General features: G+C 40.3%; 15 protein-coding genes. 11 read left to right on the top strand and 4 right to left on the bottom strand.

The genetic code is table 11. The features are described from left to right. Positions 1-39: 39 nt before the first annotated feature. The 8 genes from ACRRSQ_RS17585 to ACRRSQ_RS17550 all read left to right on the top strand — a co-directional run bounded on the left by ACRRSQ_RS17585 (position 40) and on the right by ACRRSQ_RS17550 (position 11,803). Positions 40-1,296: a glycoside hydrolase family 88 protein gene (locus ACRRSQ_RS17585; protein ID WP_440877089.1), complete on the top strand. Its 1,257-nt coding sequence runs from the start codon at positions 40-42 to the stop codon at positions 1,294-1,296. A gap of 271 nt (positions 1,297-1,567) precedes the next feature. Beyond that, positions 1,568-3,037 carry a decarboxylating NADP(+)-dependent phosphogluconate dehydrogenase gene (gene gnd, locus ACRRSQ_RS17580; protein WP_440877088.1) on the top strand — a complete coding sequence of 490 codons (1,470 nt, stop codon included), beginning with the start codon at positions 1,568-1,570 and terminating at the stop codon, positions 3,035-3,037. A 38-nt stretch (positions 3,038-3,075) separates the two neighbouring features. Beyond that, entirely contained in the window at positions 3,076-3,966 is an 891-nt protein-coding gene (locus ACRRSQ_RS17575) for a DUF4861 family protein (RefSeq protein ID WP_440877087.1), read from the top strand. A 13-nt stretch (positions 3,967-3,979) separates the two neighbouring features. Further along, a complete protein-coding gene (locus ACRRSQ_RS17570; RefSeq protein ID WP_440877086.1) occupies positions 3,980-4,924 on the top strand; it encodes a sugar kinase in 945 nt (314 codons plus the stop codon). A 136-nt stretch (positions 4,925-5,060) separates the two neighbouring features. Beyond that, positions 5,061-5,768 carry a FadR/GntR family transcriptional regulator gene (locus tag ACRRSQ_RS17565; RefSeq protein WP_440877085.1) on the top strand — a complete coding sequence of 236 codons (708 nt, stop codon included), beginning with the start codon at positions 5,061-5,063 and terminating at the stop codon, positions 5,766-5,768. A 55-nt stretch (positions 5,769-5,823) separates the two neighbouring features. Beyond that, complete coding sequence (locus ACRRSQ_RS17560) at positions 5,824-6,516, top strand: FadR/GntR family transcriptional regulator (RefSeq protein ID WP_440877084.1); 693 nt, start codon at positions 5,824-5,826, stop codon at positions 6,514-6,516. A gap of 493 nt (positions 6,517-7,009) precedes the next feature. Continuing rightward, entirely contained in the window at positions 7,010-9,919 is a 2,910-nt protein-coding gene (locus ACRRSQ_RS17555; RefSeq protein WP_440877083.1) for a TonB-dependent receptor, read from the top strand. Between the two features lie 174 nt (positions 9,920-10,093). Further along, positions 10,094-11,803, top strand: coding sequence for a sulfatase-like hydrolase/transferase (locus tag ACRRSQ_RS17550; RefSeq protein ID WP_440877082.1), 1,710 nt, complete (start codon positions 10,094-10,096; stop codon positions 11,801-11,803). Positions 11,804-11,921: 118 nt separating this feature from the next. On the opposite strand, the gene ACRRSQ_RS17545 is transcribed toward ACRRSQ_RS17550, so the two are convergent. The 4 genes from ACRRSQ_RS17545 to ACRRSQ_RS17530 form a co-directional block, all read right to left on the bottom strand. Continuing rightward, the gene (locus ACRRSQ_RS17545; RefSeq protein ID WP_440877081.1) at positions 11,922-14,309 is read right to left on the bottom strand and encodes an alpha-L-rhamnosidase-related protein; all 2,388 of its coding nucleotides are present in this window, start codon (positions 14,307-14,309) and stop codon (positions 11,922-11,924) included. 228 nt (positions 14,310-14,537) lie between these two features. Next, the gene (locus ACRRSQ_RS17540) at positions 14,538-16,220 is read right to left on the bottom strand and encodes a LamG domain-containing protein (RefSeq protein WP_440877080.1); all 1,683 of its coding nucleotides are present in this window, start codon (positions 16,218-16,220) and stop codon (positions 14,538-14,540) included. Continuing rightward, positions 16,217-16,798 carry a sigma-70 family RNA polymerase sigma factor gene (locus tag ACRRSQ_RS17535; protein ID WP_440877079.1) on the bottom strand — a complete coding sequence of 194 codons (582 nt, stop codon included), beginning with the start codon at positions 16,796-16,798 and terminating at the stop codon, positions 16,217-16,219. The genes ACRRSQ_RS17540 and ACRRSQ_RS17535 overlap by 4 nt, the downstream gene beginning before the upstream one ends. A gap of 241 nt (positions 16,799-17,039) precedes the next feature. Beyond that, positions 17,040-19,496: a glycoside hydrolase family 2 protein gene (locus ACRRSQ_RS17530; RefSeq protein WP_440877078.1), complete on the bottom strand. Its 2,457-nt coding sequence runs from the start codon at positions 19,494-19,496 to the stop codon at positions 17,040-17,042. A 200-nt stretch (positions 19,497-19,696) separates the two neighbouring features. Between ACRRSQ_RS17530 and ACRRSQ_RS17525 the strand changes: the two genes are divergently transcribed. The 3 genes from ACRRSQ_RS17525 (at position 19,697) to uxaC (ending at position 24,695) form a co-directional block, all read left to right on the top strand. Continuing rightward, entirely contained in the window at positions 19,697-21,361 is a 1,665-nt protein-coding gene (locus tag ACRRSQ_RS17525; protein ID WP_440877077.1) for a hypothetical protein, read from the top strand. A gap of 387 nt (positions 21,362-21,748) precedes the next feature. After that, positions 21,749-23,245, top strand: coding sequence for a mannitol dehydrogenase family protein (locus ACRRSQ_RS17520; protein ID WP_440877076.1), 1,497 nt, complete (start codon positions 21,749-21,751; stop codon positions 23,243-23,245). Between the two features lie 16 nt (positions 23,246-23,261). Continuing rightward, positions 23,262-24,695, top strand: coding sequence for a glucuronate isomerase (gene uxaC / locus ACRRSQ_RS17515; RefSeq protein WP_440877075.1), 1,434 nt, complete (start codon positions 23,262-23,264; stop codon positions 24,693-24,695). Positions 24,696-24,709: the final 14 nt, after the last annotated feature.

Genomic DNA, 24,709 nt, shown 5'->3' with positions numbered 1-24,709 from the left:
GAGTAGAACATCATTTAATTAAAAACAGTTGAAGATCTTATGAAAAACCCTAGAAAAATTAAAAATAACATTGATAAACGAACAAGCGGCAAGCTATTGCCTGTGTTGGTAGCACTTGCGTTATCAGGCTGCGCGCATGCCGCCAAACAAGAGGGCGTTGATGCTGCGCAAAATATTTGGCCAGAAAATGACGTGCAGTTTTGTCACGCAGCGTTAGACAATGCAACTCTGCAGCTAGATGATTTTAGAAAAGCCTATACTAACCCGAAAGAGATCCCGTCCTCATTTACTAATGGTGAAGTCAAACTCATTACGCCATTTGGTTGGACTAGTGGCTTTGTTGCCGGTAATTTTTGGTATATATACGAGCATAATCAAGACAAAACGTGGTTAGCCACTGCCACTAAATGGACCCATGCTTTAGAAGACATGCAGTTTAATCGTAAAACCCATGATATTGGTTTTATCATGAATAATAGCTACGGAAATGGCATGCGATTAACTGACAATTCCGATTACAAACCTATGATTGTCAATAGTGCCCGCACCTTAATGGAGCGTTTTAACCCGAATATTGGCGTGACTTATTCTTGGAGCTGGGGTACGTGGGAATTTCCAGTGATCATCGATAACATGATGAACTTAGAATTACTGTTTGAAGCGTCTAAAATCAGCGGTGACCAACGGTTTTATGATGCGGCAGTTAGTCACGCAACGGTAACAATGAAACATCATTTTAGAGAAGATTACAGTTCATATCACCTTGTGAATTACAGTCGCGAAAGCGGCTTGCCGATTGCTAAACAAACCTCACAAGGTATTGCTGACGACTCATCATGGTCAAGGGGACAAGCTTGGGGAGCTTATGGTTACACTATGGTGTATCGTTATACTCAAGACAAAAAATTCTTAAATCATGCGCAAAATATAGTGAACTATCTTTTAACTCACAAAAACATGCCAGAAGATTTAGTGCCATATTTTGACTACGATGCTCCCGACGATGCAAGTATTGTTAATTACAAAGACTCTTCTGCGGCATCATTACTGGCGAGCGCGTTATTAGAATTAGCACAATACGTTGATGATCAAAAAGCACAAGAGTATCGTCAAGCCGCGATGAAAATGCTGCGTAGCTTATCATCACCTGAGTACCTTGCCGGAAAAGGTGAAAGTGGCCATTTTCTACTTAAACAAGCCACGGGGAATTATCCTAAAGACTCAGAACTTAATGCCTCGCTTAATTATGGTGACTACTATTACTTAGAAGCGTTAAATCGATGTAAAAAATTATAATTTTTTCATATCCTCGGTAGTTTTAACCTTGTTGAAACTACCGATAGCTTTCCCTCTATCGTTGACCTGCTGATATTTATCCTTATCACCTTTCACTCATCCCTTAATTATTATATTAATATTGGTAAGGCCACTTTACTGGTTGTCGGTTTAAGTGTATTATTTCTATCAATATGATGTTGATGCATAACCGTCCAACATTTGGTAGTAACAGCTCAAATAATATTCAAAGACACTAAAAGCAAAAATGAGTATGCGCAAGGGGAAGTGAATGAAAGATAAGTCTGATATTGGTTTAGTAGGTTTAGCCGTAATGGGTGAAAACCTGATCTTAAACATGGAGTCTAAAGGCTTTACCGTAACGGCATATAACCGTAGCTATAGCAAAGTTGAACATTTTCTCAATGGTCGTGCTCAAGGTAAAAATATTCGGGGCGCAAGCAGCATTCAAGCATTTGTTGAATCTTTGTCTGTGCCAAGAAAAGTAATGCTGATGGTGAAAGCGGGTCAAGCGGTTGACGATTTTATTGAACAGCTGATCCCTCATTTAACCGCAGGCGATGTCATTATTGATGGCGGTAATACGCATTTTCCAGACTCAAATCGACGCACTCAATATCTGAAAACAAAAAATTTATTATATATCGGCGCTGGTGTTTCTGGCGGTGAAGAGGGGGCATTAAAAGGGCCTTCAATTATGCCCGGTGGCGCAAAAGAAGCGTGGCCGATAGTCAAGGACATCTTTCAAGCGGTTTCTGCCAAAGTTGCTGATAGCCACGGTAATGAAGTGATGCCATGTTGCGATTGGGTTGGCGACGAAGGTGCTGGTCACTTTGTTAAAATGGTGCACAACGGCATTGAATATGGCGATATGCAACTTATTTGCGAAGCTTACCAATTGATGAAAGTCGTATTAGGTATGAACGCTGACGAGATCCAACAAGTATTTGCTCACTGGAATACCACTGAACTTGATAGCTACCTTATTGACATTACTAAAGATATTTTTGCCTTTAAAGATGAAAATGGCGAAGCTTTAGTCGAAAAAATTCTTGATACCGCAGGACAAAAGGGCACCGGAAAATGGACTGGAGTCACCGCACTTGATTTAGGGGTGCCATTAACGCTAATAGCTGACTCGGTGTTTGCACGTTGTATCTCATCGAAAAAAGAGCAACGTATTGCCGCGTCAAAACTTATTTCTGGACCAACAATAACGTTTAATGGCGATAAAGCGGAATTTATTGAGCAATTAAGGCAGGCGGTATTAGCGGCGAAAATTGTCTCTTATGCGCAAGGTTACATGTTAATGCAAGAAGCGGCGAAAGAATTTAGCTGGCAGCTAAATTATGGCGCTATTGCGTTAATGTGGCGAGGTGGCTGTATTATTCGTTCCGCATTTTTAGGAAAAATTAAAGAGGCTTATGATGAGCAGCCGGAGTTAGAAAACTTACTTCTTACCCCATATTTTATGGATACTGTCACCAATTCACAGGCTGCATGGCGTCAGGTGGTTGGTACTGCGGTAGCTAATGGAATTGCCATACCTTGTTTAAGTTCAGCATTAACTTACTTTGACGGTTTTAGAACGGCACGATTGCCAGCTAACTTATTACAAGCGCAACGTGACTTCTTTGGTGCCCATACCTATGAGCGTGTTGATAAACCTCGCGGCGAATTTTTTCATACTAACTGGACTGGCCGTGGTGGCGATACCGCGTCAACCACTTACGATGTTTAAACTTATTTGATAACGGTAATAAATTTTAAGGTGCGATTATGTTTCAATTTCTGTTAACGGTGATAACTGCTATGGCTGTGTTCGTTTTTTCTCCCTCAGCAACAGCCGTTGAAAAAGACATACAAGCCACGTTTGAGCCTGCAACATTTGCCCGTTTTGTTGCTGAACGTAAAGATGACTTTGCGTGGGAAAACGACCTGGTTGCTTTTCGTGCTTATGGCCCTGCTTTACGTCAAGGCGCTGAAAACGCAGGTGTTGATTGTTGGCTAAAACGCGTAGAACAGCCGATTATCAATTTGTGGTATAGCCGTCACCAACAAGGCATTAGTTATCATAAAGATCACGGCGAAGGGCTAGATAATTATCATGTTGGTTCGTCTGCCGGTTGTGGCAGTACGTCGCTTTGGCTTAATTCAAAAAGAGTACCTTTGGAAACCTACACACAATGGAAAATTATTGAGCAGAGCCAACAAAAAACCGTTTTTGTTTTAACCTATGAAAAGCGAATTGCTGGTGATACCTACAAAGAAGAAAAACAAATTTCAATTGAACTGGGCCAGCGATTGTATAGCGTTACATCAACATTTTGGAAAAATGGTGATATTGCGAAGGTGTTGCCGGTAACGGTTGCTTTAGCAACGCATGACGAAAAAGCGATGGTGTCAGTTAATCTTAAAAATGGCTGGCTATCAGCATGGGAAATATTAGATGAATATGGTTTAGGCACCGCAGTGCGTGTTGACCCTAAGCAAATAAAGGCGACAAAAATTATTCACAGCAATGGTATTAAAGATAATGGCCATGCGTTATTTGTGCTGCATACCAATGACCAAGGTCAAATTGCCTATCAGGCTGGGTATGGCTGGCAAAAAGCAGGTGTGATCACCAGTAGTGACAAATGGCATCAATATTTAAATAACCTTAAATAATTAAGAGAAAACCATGAAAAAAATGTTAGTAATAGGTGAGTGCATGATGGAGCTAAAAGAGTCTAGTGCGACCACCATGGCAAAAAGTTTCGCCGGCGACGTATACAACACAGCGATTTATGCAAAACGATGGTTTCCCGAGGCACAAATTAGCTTTTTAACCGCTATTGGCAAGGATCCTATTAGCCAACAATTTGAGATGATTTGCCAAGAAGAGGGCATAGATCAACAGGCTATGTTGCATTCTGATGATCGTCATATGGGCATCTATTCTATTACCACAGATGAGCATGGTGAGCGCAGCTTTACTTACTGGCGCAATCAATCAGCTGCCACGCAAATGATGCCGATGTTAGCAGGAAATTACAGTTCGCTGTGTCAATCTCAGTTTGATTTGGTGTATTTTAGCGGCATCAGCTTAGCGATTTTATCAGTGGAAGATCGCACAACATTATTTGAGTTACTTGCTCAGTTAAAAAGCTCAGGGGCAAAAATAGCTTTTGACCCTAATTACCGAGCGCATATGTGGCCCAGTAAAGCCGAGGCGAAACACTGGCTAGAAAAAAGCTATGCTTGTAGCGATATCGTTTTACCTGGCCTTGAAGATCATCAAGACTTGTTAGGTCATCAAAATGTCGAAGAAATCCTCGCATATCTAGGCCAATTTTCAGTATCTGAAATCGTGATAAAATGCGGTAAAGACGGTGTTTATAGTTATGCAGGCCAAGAGGCTGATTTTCATTTACCTTTTTCACCTGCCGACACCCAAGTTGACTCGACCGCAGCCGGAGATTCGTTTGCAGGAACCTATTTGGCAACACGTTTGCACGGACATTCTTTAAAAACCGCAGTTAACGCTGCCGCAGATACCGCTAAATTTGTTATCCAACATCACGGCGCGATTGTGAAAAGTGCGATTTTCGACGAGTTTTTGGTAACATATACGCTTGTTAGCTAAATATTGCCCTGCTTTTTGCCTATGCACTTTGATTAGTGTAAATTGGTAAGGTGGCTTTATTGGTGAGCTATGCCCACAAAAGTGAAACATTTCAAATTAATGACTCATGCATACGTAATGAATAGGATTAACCGCAATGAACGACATCGATAATTTTCAGGCCATTACGACAGATCGCTTGTATATCAAAATTGCTGAGCAATTACGTGGGCTGATCGAGAAAGGCGTGTATAAGGCTGGCGATCGGTTTCCTGCAGAACGAGCCCTCGCTGAAAAATTAGGGGTAAGTCGGCCAACAATCAGAGAAGCGATGATTGCGCTTGAGCTTTCTGGCATTATCGAAATTCGCACCGGCTCTGGCATTTACGTTTCTAATCGCGCTAACCTTTCCGCACCAAAGCTCACCGATAAAGGTATTGGACCGTTTGAAATATTAGAAATGCGCTACATTTTAGAGTCTGAAATATGTGCTATTGCGGCGACTAAAATTACTGATGAGCAAGTTTCGCGTCTCTATGAATTGATTGACGAGATGGAAGAAGAAGAAAAACGACCTGATGCAAGTGAGCAAGCGGATGGTAAGTTTCATCTACTAATCGCTGAAGCTGCACAAAATAGTGCCTTATACGAGTCGGTTAAATGGTTATGGGATTTACGTAGCAAGTCAGTATTAAGTCACTCATTTTTCCAAACTATCAGGAAAGAAGGTATTCAGCCATCAATTGATGATCACAAAAAAATAGCGTTTGCGCTTGAACAACGTAACCCAGAGCGCGCTAGCTTAGCGATGAAGAATCATATTGAAAACGCTACGGTTAATGCGGCGAAACACTTTGAAAAATAGTGCCAATATTGTGTTATGATCACCACAATTGTAGTGGAGTCATAGGATTTACGTTGTGAAGAGCGCTGATCAATTCAAGGTCATTAAAACAGATAGGCTATATATAAAAGTTGCGGAACAATTAACAACATTGATTGAAAATGGTGTTTTTAAAGTTGGCGACAAGTTTCCAGCAGAACGAGCGTTAGCAGAAAAGCTCGGCGTAAGTCGCCCGACTATTCGCGAAGCGATGATTGCATTGGAAATATCTGGATTAATCGAAATTCGAACGGGTTCAGGTATTTATGTCACTGAAAATAAAGTTAAAGACGACACAGCTCTTATTGGTCAAAGCATAGGTCCATTTGAAGTTTTAGAAATGCGCTATATTTTAGAGCCAGAAATTTGTGCGCTAGCTGCCGCTCGTGTTAATGACCAACAAGTTGAACAACTTAAAGACATTATTAAAGAAATGGAAGCGGCAACTGATGCCCAAACATTCGAAGATACCGATTGCAAGTTACATAATGCCATTGCGCAAATGAGCCAAAATAGTGCTCTGCAAGCATCAATTGCTTGGCTATGGAAGTTAAGAAACGAGTCGGTATTAAAGAATTTAGTCTTAGAGGCCATAACTAAAGAAGGCTTGTGTATTGAAGAGCACAAAAAAATAGTTAACGCCATTGCACAGAAAAACCCTGAAAAAGCGCGCTTAGCAATGAAAAACCACTTAGATAATGCTACCACTACTATCGATTTTGAACTGTAAGATTTTAATATTCCTACCTTTAATTGTTGACACTTTGTAAAACACTTAATGCATATTAAGTGTTTTTTAATTTATACCTATTCACTTCTTCGTTTCGTCGAACCTTATTTGTATCCATATTTTAACGATAATTTGCACCAGAATTAGAGCGTTAGTTACGTTAAAACTACTTTTTTTCCCTACTTTTTTTAGCGTTAATTTGGTTGAAAATCGTTCTTTGGTTGGTTGTTATCTCATCAAGTAAAAATAATTAAATATTAAAACTCTTAAAATTCAACATATTAACTTAAAATTAAAAATATGGTAATTGGTAAGGCCGCCTTGCCTCTTTACCTTGGTGTTGCATTGGTGCTATATTGATTTCGAATACAAAACAATCACAAAAAATATAAATGATTGAAACAGGGGAACGAGAATGTCGAATAGTTACACTAATAATAAAAAGCCTTGCTTTAAGCGAACTATACTCAGCTCAATAATCGCTATGAGTGTTATGGGCGTTAATGCACAGGAAGTCAGTAAAGCAGCTACTGAAAAAGAAGCTGAAATAGAAGTTATTGAAATAACCGGTACATTTAAAGGCAACTTAGAATCTGCTTTAAATGACAAAAAATCATCAAGTGTTGTTTCTGATAGCATTTCAGCCGACGATATTGGCTCACTGCCAGCGCTTGATATGGGTGAAGCTTTACAAGCTGTGCCAGGTGTACAATTAAACCGTGAAGGTGGTCGCCGTGAATCAAGTGTGAATTTACGTGGTTTACCGTCTGGTTTTGTATTAACTACTGCTAATGGACAATCAATTGCAACGCCAACGCGTAATAGTTCAGCATCAGCATATGGTCCAGGTAACCCATTTGGTGCCTATAACCCAGCCGTTTTTAGTGGCATTAAAGTCGTTAAATCGCAAACCGCTGAAATGCAAGAAGGTGGTATAGCAGGTACTATCGACCAAGGCTTACGTGGTGCGTTAAGCCGCAAAGACTCGTTAAGTTTTAGCTTAGGCACACGTTTTGAAGAACTATCAGACTCGTTTGACCCAGAAACAGTTATTTCAGGCTCTAAACATATTATCGAAGATGTTTTAGCGTTTAACGGTACCTTGGCATATTCAGAACAAACCTTTCGCCAAGATCTGATCAAGATTAATGCTTACGACACCATTAAAGAAAGAAACTTTGATCAAGGTGCGGGTAATACCGGCACATTTGATGAATGGAAAACGGCCAACGGTTTAGCGACAGACTCGATTATTAAAATGCCGGGTGAATATCGCCAGCAAAGTGAAACCAATACAGGTGATCGCTTGTCATTTTCAGGTGGCGTTGAATATCAACCAACCGACGAATTAAAGATAGGTGCGAATGTTATTTATACTAAGCGACAACTTGATGGTAGCCGCTTAGAACAACTAGAGATGCGCCTTGATCAAAATACCGTAGGCATTACGCCGTTAGCGCAATACGCACCAAGAGCAACAGGTGAAGTGGGCAATGGTGGCGAGTCAGTCTACGTTTTATCAGGTGTCGACTTCAACAATGCAAGATATTACTTTGATAATCGCCAAGATGCACAATTACAAGAATCGCAAGCGATCATTTTAGATGCTGAATATACCCGAGATAACTGGATATTTGATGCGGCGATTACCTTGTCATCGGCGACCAATGAACGTAACGAAGTCTTGCTTTCTTCACGTATTAACAATTCAGGTGTAAATGGCCGTGTATTTACCGGTGAAGGTGATATTGGTGAATTTTTCTTTGATATGGAAAACGCGAATGGCGCGATGGATTGGGATAATGCTGTATGGAATCCAAAAACTGCTGTTGCCAATACGGCATTAGTTGGTGCAGACAATGGGTTGTACATGATCATTACCGGTAACTATGAAAAAGTAGAACACGATAGTGACGCGATTGAATTTAATGCTGAACATATGTTTGATGACGGCTTTATTAAAAGCGTTAAGTTTGGTTATCGTTATGCTGAAGTTGCCCAAGACTCAGATTATTCAAAAGGCTCTTCCGTTGGTGTTGATCCTACAGGGCACTTAACCAGTGATGCAATTACCGACCCGTCTTACGTGTCAGAAGAAGCATTTTTTGGTGGTAAAGCTCCTGGCTTTGTAAGTGCAGCAGACGGTTGGAGATCGTTTGACTTTAACAGTATGAATGCTGGCTTGATCAGTACTATCGACATTAATAATGTTGCACCATCAAGCAGTGGTGAAAACCCAGTACTTACACCTATGGGATACATTCAACGTGGCGGTCGACAAGCTGATGGCTACATTTTCTCGTCATCATTAAATACACATGCCTTATACGCCATGGCAAATTTTGAATATGAGTTTGGTGATACTTACTTAACAGGTAATGTTGGTGGTCGTTATATTGACTCTGAAACTGAATCTCGTGCACCGCTCGTTGGTCCAAATTCAGATTTAAACAATTTACCTGAAGGTGTTTATCCAGCAGATTACAGCCACTTTCTGCCAAGTGTTAACTTAGCCATGAATCTAGATGAAGATGAAGAATTCATGTTACGTTTTGCGTATAACAAATCATTGGTACGTCCTGACTTGCGTGCAGCTTCACCAACCGCACAATTTAAGTACATTCCAGGTTTAGCTGAAGTACAGTTACCGGGTGTTGGCATTGAGCCATTTGAAGCGGACTCTTTAGATCTTTCATTAGAATGGTATAACCGTGAAGGTAGTGCGATTACTGTAGCGCTCTTCCAAAAAGAAATTGAAAATTTGTTTGATGCGGTGGGTATTTGTGACAGCAGTGCTTTAGAAGGCACAGGTGTTGATTTAGGTGAATTAACAGAAGAAGCTGATGGAACCTGTATTACCGATGGTGACGACAACCTAGCTGACGAAGATCTGATTCAAGCGGGTGATGAAGTACGTATGGCAGGTATTGTTAATATTGAAGATACAATTACTGTGCGTGGTTTAGAAGTTTCAATTCAGCAAAACTTAGACTTCTTACCTTACCCATGGAATGGCTTTGGTGGCGTGCTTAACTATTCTCGCACTAAGCAAGACGATAGCGATGAAGCACGTGTACCGGGTATTTCTGACCAAACTTATAATGCCATTGCATACTATGAGCAAGACGATTACGGCGTAAGATTAGCGTATAACTATCGCACCGCGTATGACTTACGAACTACAGGTACAGCCAATGGTTCAGGTGATCGCTCAGTTGCACCAGCAGGTCGTTTAGATGCCTCTTTTTACTACAATATTACCGACGATCTTAAGTTTAGCTTTAAAGCTTACAACTTAACCGATACCTTGTATGAAGAGTATCAAAATAACGAATGGCAGCCGAGAACAACAAAATTCTCAGGTAAAGTTTATACTGCGGCTATTAAGTATACGTTTATGTAAAGTGTACTGAAACTAGTGAAAAACCTGTTGTGGCGAAAGTCATAGCAGGTTTTTTTTGACGATTAATTTATTATATAAATTAATCGGTAAACGTACATCCTCATCATTCTTTTCATGACAGATCTGAAACGTTAATATACACTAAGTGTAAATTGTCAACAATAAACATTTATTATGAGAAGTTTACTAACTACCTATCTTATTTTATCTATTACACTTTTTGCTTTTATTAGCCATGCTGAAGATAAACGCCCAAACATAGTGGTCATTTTATCCGATGACTCAGGTTATACCGATTTAGGGAGTTTTGGTGGCGAAATTGACACGCCAAACCTTGATCAGTTAGCCAATACCGGCGTGCGTTTTAGCAATTTCTACAGTAATGCCAGATGTAGCCCAACACGAGCCACTTTATTAACCGGCGTAGATGCGGCACATGTAGGTTTTGGTGGTGGTGTCGTTGGTGATTGGGTTCGAGAAATGCCATATAAAGCGCATCGAGGACGATTACCTTATGAGCAACCTTTAATCTCAGAAATGTTAAGTGGCAATGGTTATCAAACCTTGATGGCTGGTAAATGGCATTTAGGTGGTAGTTATATTAAAGACCACCCTAAGCAGCTGAGTCCTCTTTGGAAAGAAACACATCCAGGCATGGAGCTTACACAAGAAGAAATGGAGCAAGACTACTTAGGTTTGCCGCCGCAACGTGGTTTTAATAACAGCTTTGTATTTCATGGCGCGCAAGGAAACCTGTTTGTTACTCCTGAAGATAAGCATGAATATTACCTGAATAATCAAAGGGCTAGTCTTAAATATGATTACAACTACCGTATGCGTTGTTTCACTAAAACGGAGTTTAATAAACAACGTTATGGTGCTTGTGATGGTAAATCGGGCCGTGCGTTTTATGCTACCGACGGGGTGACTGATCGCGCTATTGATATGGTTACCGAGGCATCTAAAAGTGAACAACCGTTTTTTATGTATTTGGCTTATCGTGCACCGCATAAACCTTTGCAAGCACCAGAAGAACTTGTTCAAAAATATTTAAAACGCTATGAAAATATACAGAAAATTGCAGATGACCGTCATGCGGGCTTAGTGGCGAAAGATCTCTTTCCTGACAGTGCACAAATTGTCAATACCAATGTATTGTGGAGCAATCAAAAACAAGAAAAATTAGAAGAATTTCGTTTACAAGCTGCTGTTCACGCCGCCATGGTTGAAAAAATTGACGAAAATGTTGGAAAATTTATCGCGCAATTAAAACAAAGCGGAGAATATGAAAATACCCTCATTTTATATTTTTCAGATAATGGCGCAGCGGCACATATTGGCGATTTAATGAATTCACCTTATAAAGGGGTTAAAGCACTGTTATGGGAAGGTGGTGCAAGAACTCATGCAATTGCGAGCTGGCCTGGGATTATCGCACCGAATACCATTTCGAACGATCTTGTGTGGGTAGGGGATATCGTGCCAACCTTATTGGAAATTACTAAAACACCTTTCCCTGAAAAATTTCATGGTTCAATGCCTAGAAAACCTGATGGTCGCAGTGTGCTTGCAAGTTTGCAAGGTGAAAACATGGCGCCGCCTGAAGCCATTTTCTTTAATGATAAAGGACAACAAAGTGTGGTTTATCAAGGGCGTTGGAAATTACTAATTGAGCCTGGTTGGTATTTACAAACACTTGCAAAACCTGGGATTGTTTATGAACTTTATGACTTACAAAAGGACCCAGGTGAAGCAAATAATTTAGCCTCTAAACATCCAGAATTGGTGGTTAAGCTGACAGCGATGGCTGAAAAATGGAAAAAAGAAAATGGTATTATTGATTACTCGCAACTGATTAAATTAAAACCAAAAGACCCGTATTAAGTATGGTTACTCACTAAAGGTGGGTCATCATTCTCTTATAGACTATTTGTTATCGTATTTGTGCTAGCGCATTTGAAGATAGGCCATGAACTTACTAAAGTACATGGCCTTTGTGTTATTAATCTTGTGTCGCGTTGACAGACCAAGTGCCATTAGTGACTTCAAACTTCAGATACTTTTTGTCTTCGTCAATAAAGTTAATGCCCGTTAGTTTTTCAGGCTTATTCCAGAATGAACTGTTTTTTGTCCACACGGTTTTGCCATTAACCTTAACACGGCCAATTTCAAAATATTCTTTAGGAATACCGACGACGGCAGTAGTGTTAGCTGGCGAGGTTAATGCGATGGTGATTGATGAGCCGGTGCGTTGAATATCAAAATCAATATCACCTTGCACGCTTGGCACTGATTGTTTGATGTGCTTCATGTGTGCCATATTCGGCATGATTTCATAAGTTTTCCAAGCCACTGATGTTGGTGCAATGCCGGCAATATATTGGCTTAGTACCGTAGCGGGAGCATTCCATGCGTGGTTTTCGGTGCCACGACCGTCCATATACTCGGTTAAGGTGGAGCGTTCTTTGTTATCCACTTGCTTGCCATAACGTTGTTTCATTCGCGCTAACGCATCGTCGTAACGGCCTGAAATTGCCATGGCGTTATAAATCATCCATTCAAAATGCGGGCTGGCAAAGTGATTAGGAATTAATACGTTATCGACAATTTGTTGATACTGCTCTGACTTGGCTAAACCAAATAAAATAGCGATGGCATTAGCTCTATCATCTTTGAACTTTTTCGGGTTGCTACTGTAAAAACCATCTTGCCAAAAGTGTTGTTGGAAGGCTTTTTTCAGCTCTGTAATTCGTTGATCGTAAAACGCTATATGAGTATTGTCGTTTAAGGCTTTTGCCATTTTACGTGCAGATACTAAAGCGCTGTAATACAAAGCGTTTTGGATTACATCGTAATCAATCGTGTCTTGCGGGCCCCAATCGGTCCACTTCCATGCGCCATTTCTAAAGGTCGCAAGGCCATTGTTTTTAATGCCCCACAGGGTTAGGTATCTATGTACATATGGGTAGGCATAAGCAAGCGTTTCTTTATCACCTGTGTTGTAATAATAGTGCCAAATCGCTTGTTCAATAAATTGTAAGCTTTGCGCCGGTAATTCACGAAAACGCCCTGGGCCTAAACCAGCAAATACACCCGATTCAGAATCACTAAAGGCCATGGTGACTTTAATTGCTTTTTTCAGCAAATCGCGGCCGGGTTTATCCATAGAGTAGAAAAGGTAGCTTGCTTGGTCGGCAACGTCACCAATCCACAGACCGCGTTCACGGTCTGGAGTGTCCATAAAGTTATCGCGAGCACAAATGTATAAGGTGTTTTCAGACATCTGCCAAATGCGTGAGAACCATGGATCGTCAGATTCAAAATGTCCTGGTGTTGAACCAACGCCTGTCCAGCGATACTTCAAACCGTGTACCTTTACACCTTTTGGAATAGTGTATTCAATAATGCGACCATTCATCCAAGAGTAGGATTCAAACTGCTGGCGACCTTGCTTGGTGGTGTAAAAGGTCTGAATAGTATTTAGACGCATGTTAGATTTTACGTGTACTTTTAAACCTTCTTTTGCTTCGATATCAAAATAGGGCGTGAAGTTTTTATTAAAATCTAACTTACATTTTATTTTTTTACCGTCACTGATAAACGGGAACTTGGATGCTGGGAAGTTTGTACAGTTAGCTAAGCCATAATTATTTAATGGTGGAATTTCACTCGGGAATAACTCGAAAAACGGGGCGCGAGGAGGGGTTTTTGCACTATTGGCCGCTTTCCACTTAGAGTCGTCATAACCCTGTAAATACCATGCGTCGTTACCCCAATCACCCATGTCATTGCGGGCATCATAATTAACGCTCCATGCAGCAACTCGGCGGTGTTTTTCTTTCTCTACTGGTTGGTAAGACTCATGCTTTTTAGCTTTCCATGAGGCATCAGAAATAATGAGCTGTTCGCCCACCTTAGCCTGAAATATAAAACCACCAATTCTCGAAGAAATGTGGGTGCCTTTGTCACCATTAGCGCCATAATACCAAGCTAAAGCTGCAATGGTGTTTTTACCTTTTTTTAAGTATTTCTTGATATCAACTTGGTCGTAATATTTATTCGATGCAATGGGAAAACCGTCAACGCGAGGCGAGGCTTTTACTGGCGATGGGCCACCGGTATAACTGCCTTCAAACACCACCATTTCACCATTGATCCATAACCAATATTTGGTATCGGCGCTGATATAAGCGGTTATTGTTTCATTAGCTGCTATCTTATCAAAATCAGTGATATCGATTTCTTTACGCAGCGCTACCCAAGTGTTTGGATTGCCAATTTTTTGTTTAGTCCAAATCCATTCTGCATCCCATTTGAGCGCGACTGATTGAAATGAAGTTAAGGTTAATAAGCTGGTGATGAGCCAGAGCATTGTTATTTTTTTAGTCATGTGGTGTCCTAATAAGCACTGTACTTAGCAAGCGCACTATTTAGTTAATGCTGCACTTGGCAGTGATTAACTGCGTTGTATGTATATGCATAAAAGCTGTGATGCATATAAGACTAAGTCACCGATTCTTGAAATTGATACCCATGGTTTTTAATTTTTTTAAATGAGTACTAGCTGCCAATGTCACTGGTTAAGTCACATTGGCAGTGGTAGCAACTGTCGCTGGTGTTATTGCTCAATGACTTGATAGGGCAGTCCGGTTAAAGGGTCAAGTTGAACAACCGTAAAGGCAGGTAACGCCAATTGAATATCTTTTGGCAAAGGGGTAGCGCTTGGTGGAAAACCAAAGTAATTATTGCCTTGCTGAGCATTGTTGAAGTGTTTTTTCAGTATCAATGGCGAAAGTGCAAAATCGTAAAAAGCCACTTCATCAATTGTGCCTGCAAAAGCCTCTTTAGCCCAACGCGACTCTGCTGGGTTATTGCCGATAGACGCTTGCCCAGGGCCACCTGTTAATATTTTTGAACCTGGGGGATATTGATAGCTGGCAAGCAGTTCACCATCAATATAAATGGTCTTTAAACCGGTAATTACATGATAGCTGGCGACAATATGATGAAAATCACCTTCTTTTAGTTGAGCTAAGGTCGGTCGGCCTTCACGACCATCAAGCGGTAGTTTTAATTCATGGTAACCTTGACCAACAATGTATAAACCAAAACTTAAACTTTCGTTAAAATCACCTTTTGGCCTTAAGTAGCTTTTACCTTGGTCATGCTGAAAACTAAGCAGCATGCGGAGTTCATCATCGCCTCTATCTTTTCGAAAGATAACATCTATTGCTTTAAATTTGCCAGAAAACTCAGGACGAATAAGGGCTTCAATGGTGACGCCGTCTGTCACCGAAAAAGATCCTGTTGCCGGAGCTGTACCACCACCTGAGCCAACATCTATTCGTGCATCGGCGCTATTATCAAAAATAAAAGCACCTTGGCCGGTAATGCCGTTGATGCGGGTAGCTCCTATTGCTGGTATGCCTGTGGCACCGCCTACGGAATCTATGGCGCGATCACTTTGACTATCAAAACTCCAAAAATGTTTGGGTTGCCAGCGACTTGGTATTAATAAAGTGTATTCACCACTATCGATTATGGGGTTTGAATGATTGTGCGTTAAATCGAGTGAAAGCTCTCCACCATTTGAGTGCAAGGTGAAATTTGGTCCGTGTACAATAATATTGTTGTGTGAGGTTGATTCAATACTTAACTTACCATCGATGAGTCGCATTTCATTATTATTAAAAAGCTTAATCTTTGAGTGAGGCGCTAAGTGCAAAATGTCACCATCTGCGAGTATTAAGCTAGACTGTTGTACTATTTCATATTCGCCAGAAAATACATGATCTCCTTCGATCGAGCCTTGCCCAATAATTGCGATTTTTCCGTGTGCTATTTCTGCAATTTTAGACGTAGATTGTTGGTAAAACAGTTGCCAGATGATTAACAGCAATAACAATAAGGTGGATATTATGCCCCATAATTTAGCATTGCTAGGTGGAGGTGTTTTTTTAACGTTTTCAGTTTTTTGTTTTTCGTTTGAAGCTAATAAATCTTGCGTTGTATTGTTAACCATCGGCAGGTTATTAGCTATTGGTTGGTTGTTTTTACGGCGAACAACAAGTTCTTCGGTCACGGCTGTTTCAGTGATTCGTTTGTAGGAAAATTCAAAATTATGATCGGTGTCAGAGAGTAAATAAACGTGCATGCTCATGTAATCGTAGAAAAAACTTTGTGCTTCAATATTACCCCTGAGTAACTGAGCGAGTTGTTTCTCTTGTTCTACCGTTGCTGATTTTGTTCCTATCGCATCAGCAATCTCACGAATAGCGGCGAACTTTTCACTTCTGATCATTTTCCAGCTCCGCTATATTTTTTTTCAACACAATCAAATAGCTTTTTGCGTATTTTATGTATGGCCTTACGTATGGCGTAAATAGAACGTCCAGAGTTTTCGGCAATGTCTTGTGCCTGTAAATTATGATTGTAAAAATAGTTGTAGACTTCTTGCATTGTACGGGGCAGTTGTGTGCGGCAATGCTCTAAATGGCGCCACTTTACCTCCTGAGAGGTAGGGCTGGTTTCAATAGTAGGGAGGTTATTACTAAATTCTTGCAATAGATCATCGTCTAAACCTAACTGATATTTATTTTGGGTGCGTCGAAATGCCCTAATACGATTGAAAGCAATACAGGTTGCCCACTTTGAAAAATCGCTTCCCGGTTCAAAGTTTGAAAATTCATTCCATAAGGTTAAGCTGGTGTCTTGAAAAATATCGTCAGCTGCTGCGCTATCCCAAACAGACACGTAAATATATCGGTATAGTCTATTTTTGTTAGGTTCAAACAGCTGTGCAAAACCCTCAGCGAGATTTTGTTCATTTTTGTGGTGGGAGGATAGCTGCGGGTTAATACTGGTTTTAGGAGAAGACAAGTGAGCACCTTTTAAAACTGAATGGTAAATTTACTTACCAATGCTTTGAACTGACGCATAGTTATAAAATTCATGAGGAATACTAGCCTATTATCTGTCTGTTAAACAAGCCTATTGAAGCTATGGCGCCTACAATTTAAAAAGCAAAAAAGCTTGAGTCAGGGAGTGGTGACTCAAGCTAGTGTTATAAAGGTGATGTGCTAATTAAATCGCATCAGAGCATAAATAAATTCATACTCAGTTATTTTTTATCGATAACGATGTAAACACCTTTAATATTTTGGCTGCGAAATTCAATGGTAGCAGGGGAGTTTTCATCAGGTACAAACTCGATTGACGCAACACCGCTTGCCATTTCAATAATACTGCTGCGTGTAGGTGTGCCATAGTGTTCGAGTAGTTCGCCATGTCCTTCTAGGTTAGAAAAATAAGCGCGCTCTGAATAATCCAGTACTCGATTGCCTTTGCTATCTTGAGCTTCTGCGGTGATTAACATATTACCATTTGATAACGGTGTTGACGTTAACGAAATATGATCATATTTACCATGTTTGCCAGTTAGGTAGGTAATGGCTAAGGTGTCTTGAGCCACGTTGTTCTTGCCATTAAAGCCGGTAACTTCAAGGGTATTTTTACCTGAAATAAAGGGTACTTTCCAAACTAACCCTCCGGCTGGAAAAATACTTTTGTCATTGGTTTTCACCCCTAATGATTTACCGTTTAATGATAATTCAGCTTGTTCAGTGTTACAGTATACATTGACGTTTCTACCTTCTTTTGGACCATTTCTGTGCGTCCATGTTTTTGATTCAATATAACAAAACGGTTCTTTGCTCCAATAACTTTTAAATACGTAATAGGCGTCTTTTGGTTTACCTGAAGCATCGACTAACCCTTTTTGATTCATAAACGGAATTGGGTTTAAAGGACGAAGTGGCGTGCCAAAGTCTTTGAACGCCCATTGCGCATTACCGGCAAAATTTGGCATTTGTTCAGAGGCACGTAAATGCCAATCAAATAGATCAACCATGTAATTTTCGTTCCAGTCAGAATCTTTGGCGACACTTTTCACTATGGCTTGGTTCATAGCTTCAGAAACCGATACTTGTCCACCAGCAATACCAGATGAACTAATAGGTGTTTCTGTATGTCGACCGACATGACTAGAACCGCCATATTCCATATGCAAGAAGGTTGGGTATTTCTTCATTGACGTTGTTAGTGCTTCTTCATATTGATCATAAGCACCGCCATACCAACCGGCCCAAATAGAAGGAGAAAAAGCGTCGACTAGTGTTGCACTTGGGTAGTATTTTCTAATGGTGGTTAAGCGAGTTGGGTCAAGCTGTTTTACTAAGCTATTAAGTTTTGTTAAATAAGGCATGATCACTTCGTCGCGACCGCCACCAACAAAATCTTCTTCCCAATAAATTTCATTGCCAAGCGACCAAAATGCTATGCTTGGGTGGTTAATATTTTGTTTAATTTGTGCTCTAAGCAAACGTTCGGTATTTTGTTCCCACTCATGACCACCTTTGCCTCCTCGACACCAAGGAAGTTCATCCCATAATACTAAACCCAGTTCATTTGCGGCTTTGTATACTTCAGGATCTTGTGGGTAATGAGCTAAACGAACAAAATTTGCGCCCATCTCCTTAATTTGTTCCATGTCTTTTCGGTGCTGTTCATTCGACAGTGCCGCACCTAAGCCAGCGTGCTCTTCATGGCGATGAGTTCCGCGTATCAGTACACGTTCACCATTAATGAAAAAACCCTTGTTGGCGCGCATTTCAAACCAACGGTAGCCAATGTTTTCAGTGATGGCATGTTGTAATTGCTTATTTTTAAATAATTTTACGCTGACTTGATACAGGTTTGGGTGATCGGGTGACCATAGCTTAGGAGCTGATAACGTTGAAAATTCAACCGTCATATTTTCAACACCGAGTTGAGATAACTTTTTAGTCTCGATCAATGTCTTATCTGGAGCATATAACGAAGCGATGACTTCATAATCGGCGCTAGTTGGCAAGGTATTGGTACTAAATGTGACTGTGGTATTAGCTTGTTGGTGCGAAACCTTAGGGGTTTTTACCACCAGATCTTGCAAATAAACGTCGGGGTATTGTTTTAGCCAAACATCGCGAGTAATACCGCCATGTAAAAAGAAGTCTGCTTTTTGAGAAGGAATGAGGTTCTTATTATAAGCATTGGAAACTCTAACCAATATTTCATTTTCACCAGCAGTAACATATTCTGAAATATCAAACTCGAAACCAAGGTAGCCGCCAATATGTTCACCAACCAGTTTTTGATTGACATATAACTTGGTTTCAAAGTTAGCACCTTCGAAATAAAGAATAGTTTTTTTTGCTTTAATTTTGGCTAAGGTTAAGTGTCGTTTATACCAACTTGCGCTTCGTCGGTATCCGGGCACACTGTCTAATGTATCTTTGCTGTTCCAAGAGTGCGGTAAAGTCACTGGTTGCCAGTTTTTTTCCTTGTTCACAGCGCCAACATCTTGTAAATCCTGCTCAAGATAAAGCCATTGTTGGTTGATCATTTGCTGATAAGCGACACCCGTTTCTTGGGTGTTATTAGATGATAACGCATTGAATGGAATGAATAATAATAAAAATAAAAGCGCAGGGTTATGCCCTTGTTTGATTGATTTTAGTAATAATATTATGTGCATCATGTTATTTTGATTTTGGTAAACTGGTAATGCCAATTTATAACTCAATCTTAATTATGTCAATCTTTATAGCAATGTTGTGCGTTTTTTACCCGTATCAGGCGATATTTTTGCTACTAGACATTACTCATAAGATTCTGTAGCATTTAATTTATTGTTTGGTAAGGCCACTTGTCCTGTGTGCCATAAAGGAATAAGAAAGTATGAATAGAATTTTCTCTGTGTCTATTGTTGTTAGTGCATTATTAGTGGGTTGCACAGACACGCAGCAGCCTCAAGACAAGGGTCAGGCGGCAGTAATAGCAGATGATAAAAAATCGCAGACTTTTTCAGTGGCCGATGCTAAAAATAATTTACGTTTTAGTAAAGACCAATATTTAAAGTTGATTGAAAATATAAATAATAACAACAATCTAATGTTTGCAGAGCGCTGTAAGCAAGAGCCAGTTTTGTGTTTTCCTCGTTCAGAAGAGCACGGACAACTCTTTATGGAAAAGCCAGAGAAGTGGACCAATGGTTTTTACCCTGGTCTATTGTGGAAACTCTTATCGGTAAGTGATCGTATCGACGGGTTTAGTAATGAACAGCAACAAGTTATCGCTGAAACAGCAAGCCATTATCAACAGGCACTAAAAAGTGAATCTAAGCGCGGCACTACACACGATTTAGGGTTTATTTTATATGATTCTTACGGGGAAGCTCTTGACTATTCTGGTCTTAACCTTAAGCAACGTCAACAATATCAGCAAATTCTTAATGACGGCCGAGATACCTTATCTACACGATTTTCTACTGAATATGGTGTGATTAAGTCGTGGGATTTTCTGCCAACATTACCGACGAAATATTTGCAAAATGGCGAAGTGAAATCCGCTGCGTTTGACTTGGCAAATCCTTGGTCGTATCCGGTGATTGTTGATAATATGATGAACCTTGATTTTCTGTTTGCTAGCGATAATCAGCAGTATCAAACATTAGCTTTCACCCATGCCGAAACTACGCGCAAAAATCATTACTTTTATACGCCAGAAGATGTTAATAAAGAAAGACCATTGTCTTATCACTTAATTGATTATGGCACGATGAAACCGGGTAATTGGCAGGGATTAGGCAGTATTTCTGCATGGGCACGTGGCCAAGCATGGTCGCTGTATGGTTTTGTTACTGTTGTAGAAGCGGCCAATAGACTTGGCATCTCTGAACAAGAACGCAACACCTTTGAAAAGCACCTTGATAGTTTATATGAGTCGATGAATTATCGATTAAGTGAGAGTCCTGTGCCGTATTGGGACTTTTTAGCGGATCAAGATGATGCCTATCTTTTGGCTGAAAACATGGAAAAGAGTACCAATTATTACTCGAGAATATTAGATTTATGTGATCATGAAATTCCAAAAGAAACGCTACCTTATGTCGGTTATCGCCCCATTTCCATCGATAGCGCTTTATTAACTGAGTCGGCGTTAGCGTCGTTAAGTCAATTGACTTCAGTTACCGGCGAAAGCTTTATTGTAAACGGCAAAATTGCTCCTTGCGGCACCCAAGCCTATGATTTAAATGGACGCACTATTCCTAGAGACACATCTGCGGCTGCAATTATGGCATCGGCATTATATCGTTATGCCCAAACGTCGAGTGATCAAACTAAGGCTGATAAATATGTCGTGCTAGCAGATAAAATTATGTTGGAATTAACGCAGCATTACCTAAGCGATAAAGAAAAAGGTAGCAGTTATGAACTTGGCTTTGTATTAACACAAGCAACAGGTAACTTACCTAATACTAGTGAAATAAATACCGCCATTATGTATGCAGATTTTTATTTCGTTGAAGCGAACATAAGAAAAATGCAATTGGCGACACAGTAACAAGCCAATACTTACCTTAGCGCTAACAATGTTTAATAAGTGTTAGCGCTAATTTACAACTTCAGATCGCTTTTCTTCGTGGTCATTTTAAAGAAAATGCCAGTTTCTTGTTATACGGCGTCCCCGTGAATTTTATTTTTTGTTGATCAAAACTTTGTTTGCCTTGTCGCCTGAAAAGTAATTTAACTCATTGTTATTAATTGTATTTATACTTTATTTCTTGCGATTTTATTTATTAAGTGACCTTTTATTATCTCGACAACATTCTACTCATTCTGTTAATTCAATATTGGTAAGGCCACTTGACGGCAATGATGTTTTCGGAGTAGTATTTAAACAAGATTACAGTTTAATACTCCGTGTAACGGATTTGGTGATGTTTGCAACATGAATAAAGTGACCAATAAGTTAGATCAAACAAGTTTAGCCTTACTGCCTGCTACCGATAGTTTACAGCGTGCTATTTTACCTAGTTATGACCGCGATGCCCTTGGTATTGGCATTGTTCACTTAGGCCTTGGCGCTTTTCATCGTTCTCATCAAGCTATTTTTACTGAACAATTTTTAAATGCTCATGGTGAAGGTGATTGGGGTATATGTGGGGTAAGTTTTAGAAACGAAGCGCTACAAGCGCAAATGCAACAGCAAGACTGTTTATACACTTGTGCAACGCTAGATGTGCAAGACCGTTTTCAAATTGTTGGCGCGATGAAAGAAGTTTTAGTCGTTAAAAATCAATTAGCCGATGTTTTAGCGCGTATGGCGGCTGAAACAACTAAAATTATATCACTTACCGTGACAGAAAAAGGCTATTGCTTAACGGCTGATGGTTATTTAGATGAAAATTTACCTGACATTGAGCATGACATTGCCAACCCATCGAGCCCATGCACAGCCATTGGCTTATTAGTTGAAGCCAGCCGTTTACGTTTTAATGCCGGTATTCAAAGTTTTAATGTTATTGCCTGTGATAATTTGCCCGATAACGGTGAAAAACTAAAATCTGCTGTCATTCAATTCTCTAGAAAAATCTCACCAGAACTTGCTCGTTGGATTGAACATAATACCCAATTCCCAAATACCATGGTGGATTGCATAACGCCAAAAACAGAGCAAGCGACGGTTGAGCTGATTGAACAAGCGTTAGGTGTATGTGACAGCGCGCCTGTGCAACGTGAAAACTTTTCACAATGGGTGATTGAAAGCTGCTCATTCGATCGCCCTGCCTGGGAAAACGTTGGCGTTATTTTTACCGATAATGTTGCCGTGTTTGAAAAAGCAAAATTACGCGTGCTTAACGGTTTGCACTCAGCGCTTGCCTATATTGGTTCGTTAAAAGGTTATGAAAGTGTTTATCAAGCGGTTTCAGATCCAACGATAAAATCGTTTTTAGTCGACTTACTTGAAAAAGAAATTATTCCAACACTAGAACCTATTGATGGTTTAAACATCGAGCAATACGCGCTCGACATTCTTACCCGTTTTGAAAACCCTAAAATTAAACATTTACTGGCGCAAATTGCTTGCGACGGTTCGATGAAAATTCCGGTTCGCATACTGGCACCATTAGCTGAAAATGTTGCTCAAGGTCTCAGTACCAAAGGCTTATCGATTGTCGTAGCTGCATGGCTTCACTTTCTTGTAAACAGTGTTGACAACAGTATTGTTATTAATGATCCGCGCGCTAATGAGTTTGTTGCTGCGTTAAAAAAAGGAGAAGGCGAACCAACTGATACGGTGGCGGCGCTGCTCTCTATCTCAGGTCTTATTCCTGAAACCTTGAGCGAAGATAGCGCATTTATCGACAATGTCAGCCAAGCATATATTAATACCATGGCGTTTTTTCAAAATAGCAATGAACGTGCATTATCAATTTATGCCTAAACGATGCGAGGATCCAATGAACGTAAACCATACTCCTTATACTTTACATCCTGATCGCTTATTTAGTAGCGATAGTAAAGAGCGTGACATTAGCCGTCAGTTATATAACAGCGTTAAAGCATTGCCTATTATTAGTCCACACGGGCATACCGATCCTAAATGGTTTGCTAGCGACGCGCCTTTTAAAAATGCGACTGAGTTGTTAATTATTCCAGATCACTATGTTTTTCGTATGCTTTACAGCCAAGGTATCAACCTTGATCAATTAGGTATCGCCCGTTTAGATGGTAGTACTGAAAACGTTGATTATTTAGCGGTGTGGAAAATTTTCGCTAGCCACTATTACCTTTTTCATGGCACACCTTCGCGCATTTGGATGGATTATGTATTTTGCGAAGTGTTTGGTTTTGATGTTGAACTTAACGCCGACAATGCTGAATACTTTTATGACACTATTAATCAAGCGCTTGCTACGCCTGCGTTTCGCCCAAGAGCACTGCTTAAACGATTTAACATTGAATTACTTGCTACAACAGAAGGCGCCACTAATGACTTGGCACATCACCAACAAATAAAATCCCTAGGATTTAACGATCAGGTCATCACTACGTTTAGACCTGATGATGTGGTTGACCCGCAAATAAAAGGCTTTGAAAAAAATATTCAGCGCTTAAGTGAGTTAACCGGTGAAGACACCCATTCGTGGGACGGCTACTTGAACGCACTTCGCAATAGACGTGAATTTTTTAGAGCGCACGGCGCGACAGCTACAGATCATGGTCATGCAACTGCCCGCACAGCTGATTTGTCTAAAGCTGAATGCAACGCACTGTTTGCAAAAATAATGAGTCAAGCTGCGACCGTGCAAGAACAAGAGCTATTTCGTGCACAAATGCTAACCGAAATGGCAGGGATGAGTATTGACGACGGCATGGTGATGCAATTGCATCCGGGAGTGCATAGAAACCACAACACCTCAATATTTAACACTTATGGCGCAGACAAAGGCTGTGATATTCCGGTCAGCTCTGAGTATGTTAATAATTTAAAACCGTTATTGTCAAAATACGGTAATGAAAAAAATCTTCGCCTAATTCTATTCACACTCGATGAAGACACATATACACGCGAACTGGCGCCGTTGGCTGGACATTACCCGTCATTAAAATTAGGACCTGCTTGGTGGTTTAATGACTCACCAGAAGGTATGTTACGTTTTCGTCATCAAGTTACTGAAACCGCCGGTTTTTATAATACGGTTGGCTTTAACGACGATACCCGCGCCTTTTTATCCATACCGGCTCGCCATGACGTGGCGAGAAGAATTGATTGCCGCTTTTTGGCACAGTTAGTTTGCCAACATCGAATTAGCGAAAGTGCTGCCTTTGAATTAGCACATGACTTGTCATACCGCTTGGCGAAAAACGCCTATCAAAACTGCTTAACCTAGTAGTAAAACAGACA

Source organism: Thalassotalea sp. PLHSN55 (assembly GCF_052030545.1).
Classification (GTDB): Bacteria; Pseudomonadota; Gammaproteobacteria; order Enterobacterales; family Alteromonadaceae; genus CANMXU01.
This window is presented reverse-complemented; position numbering and strand designations above follow the sequence as displayed.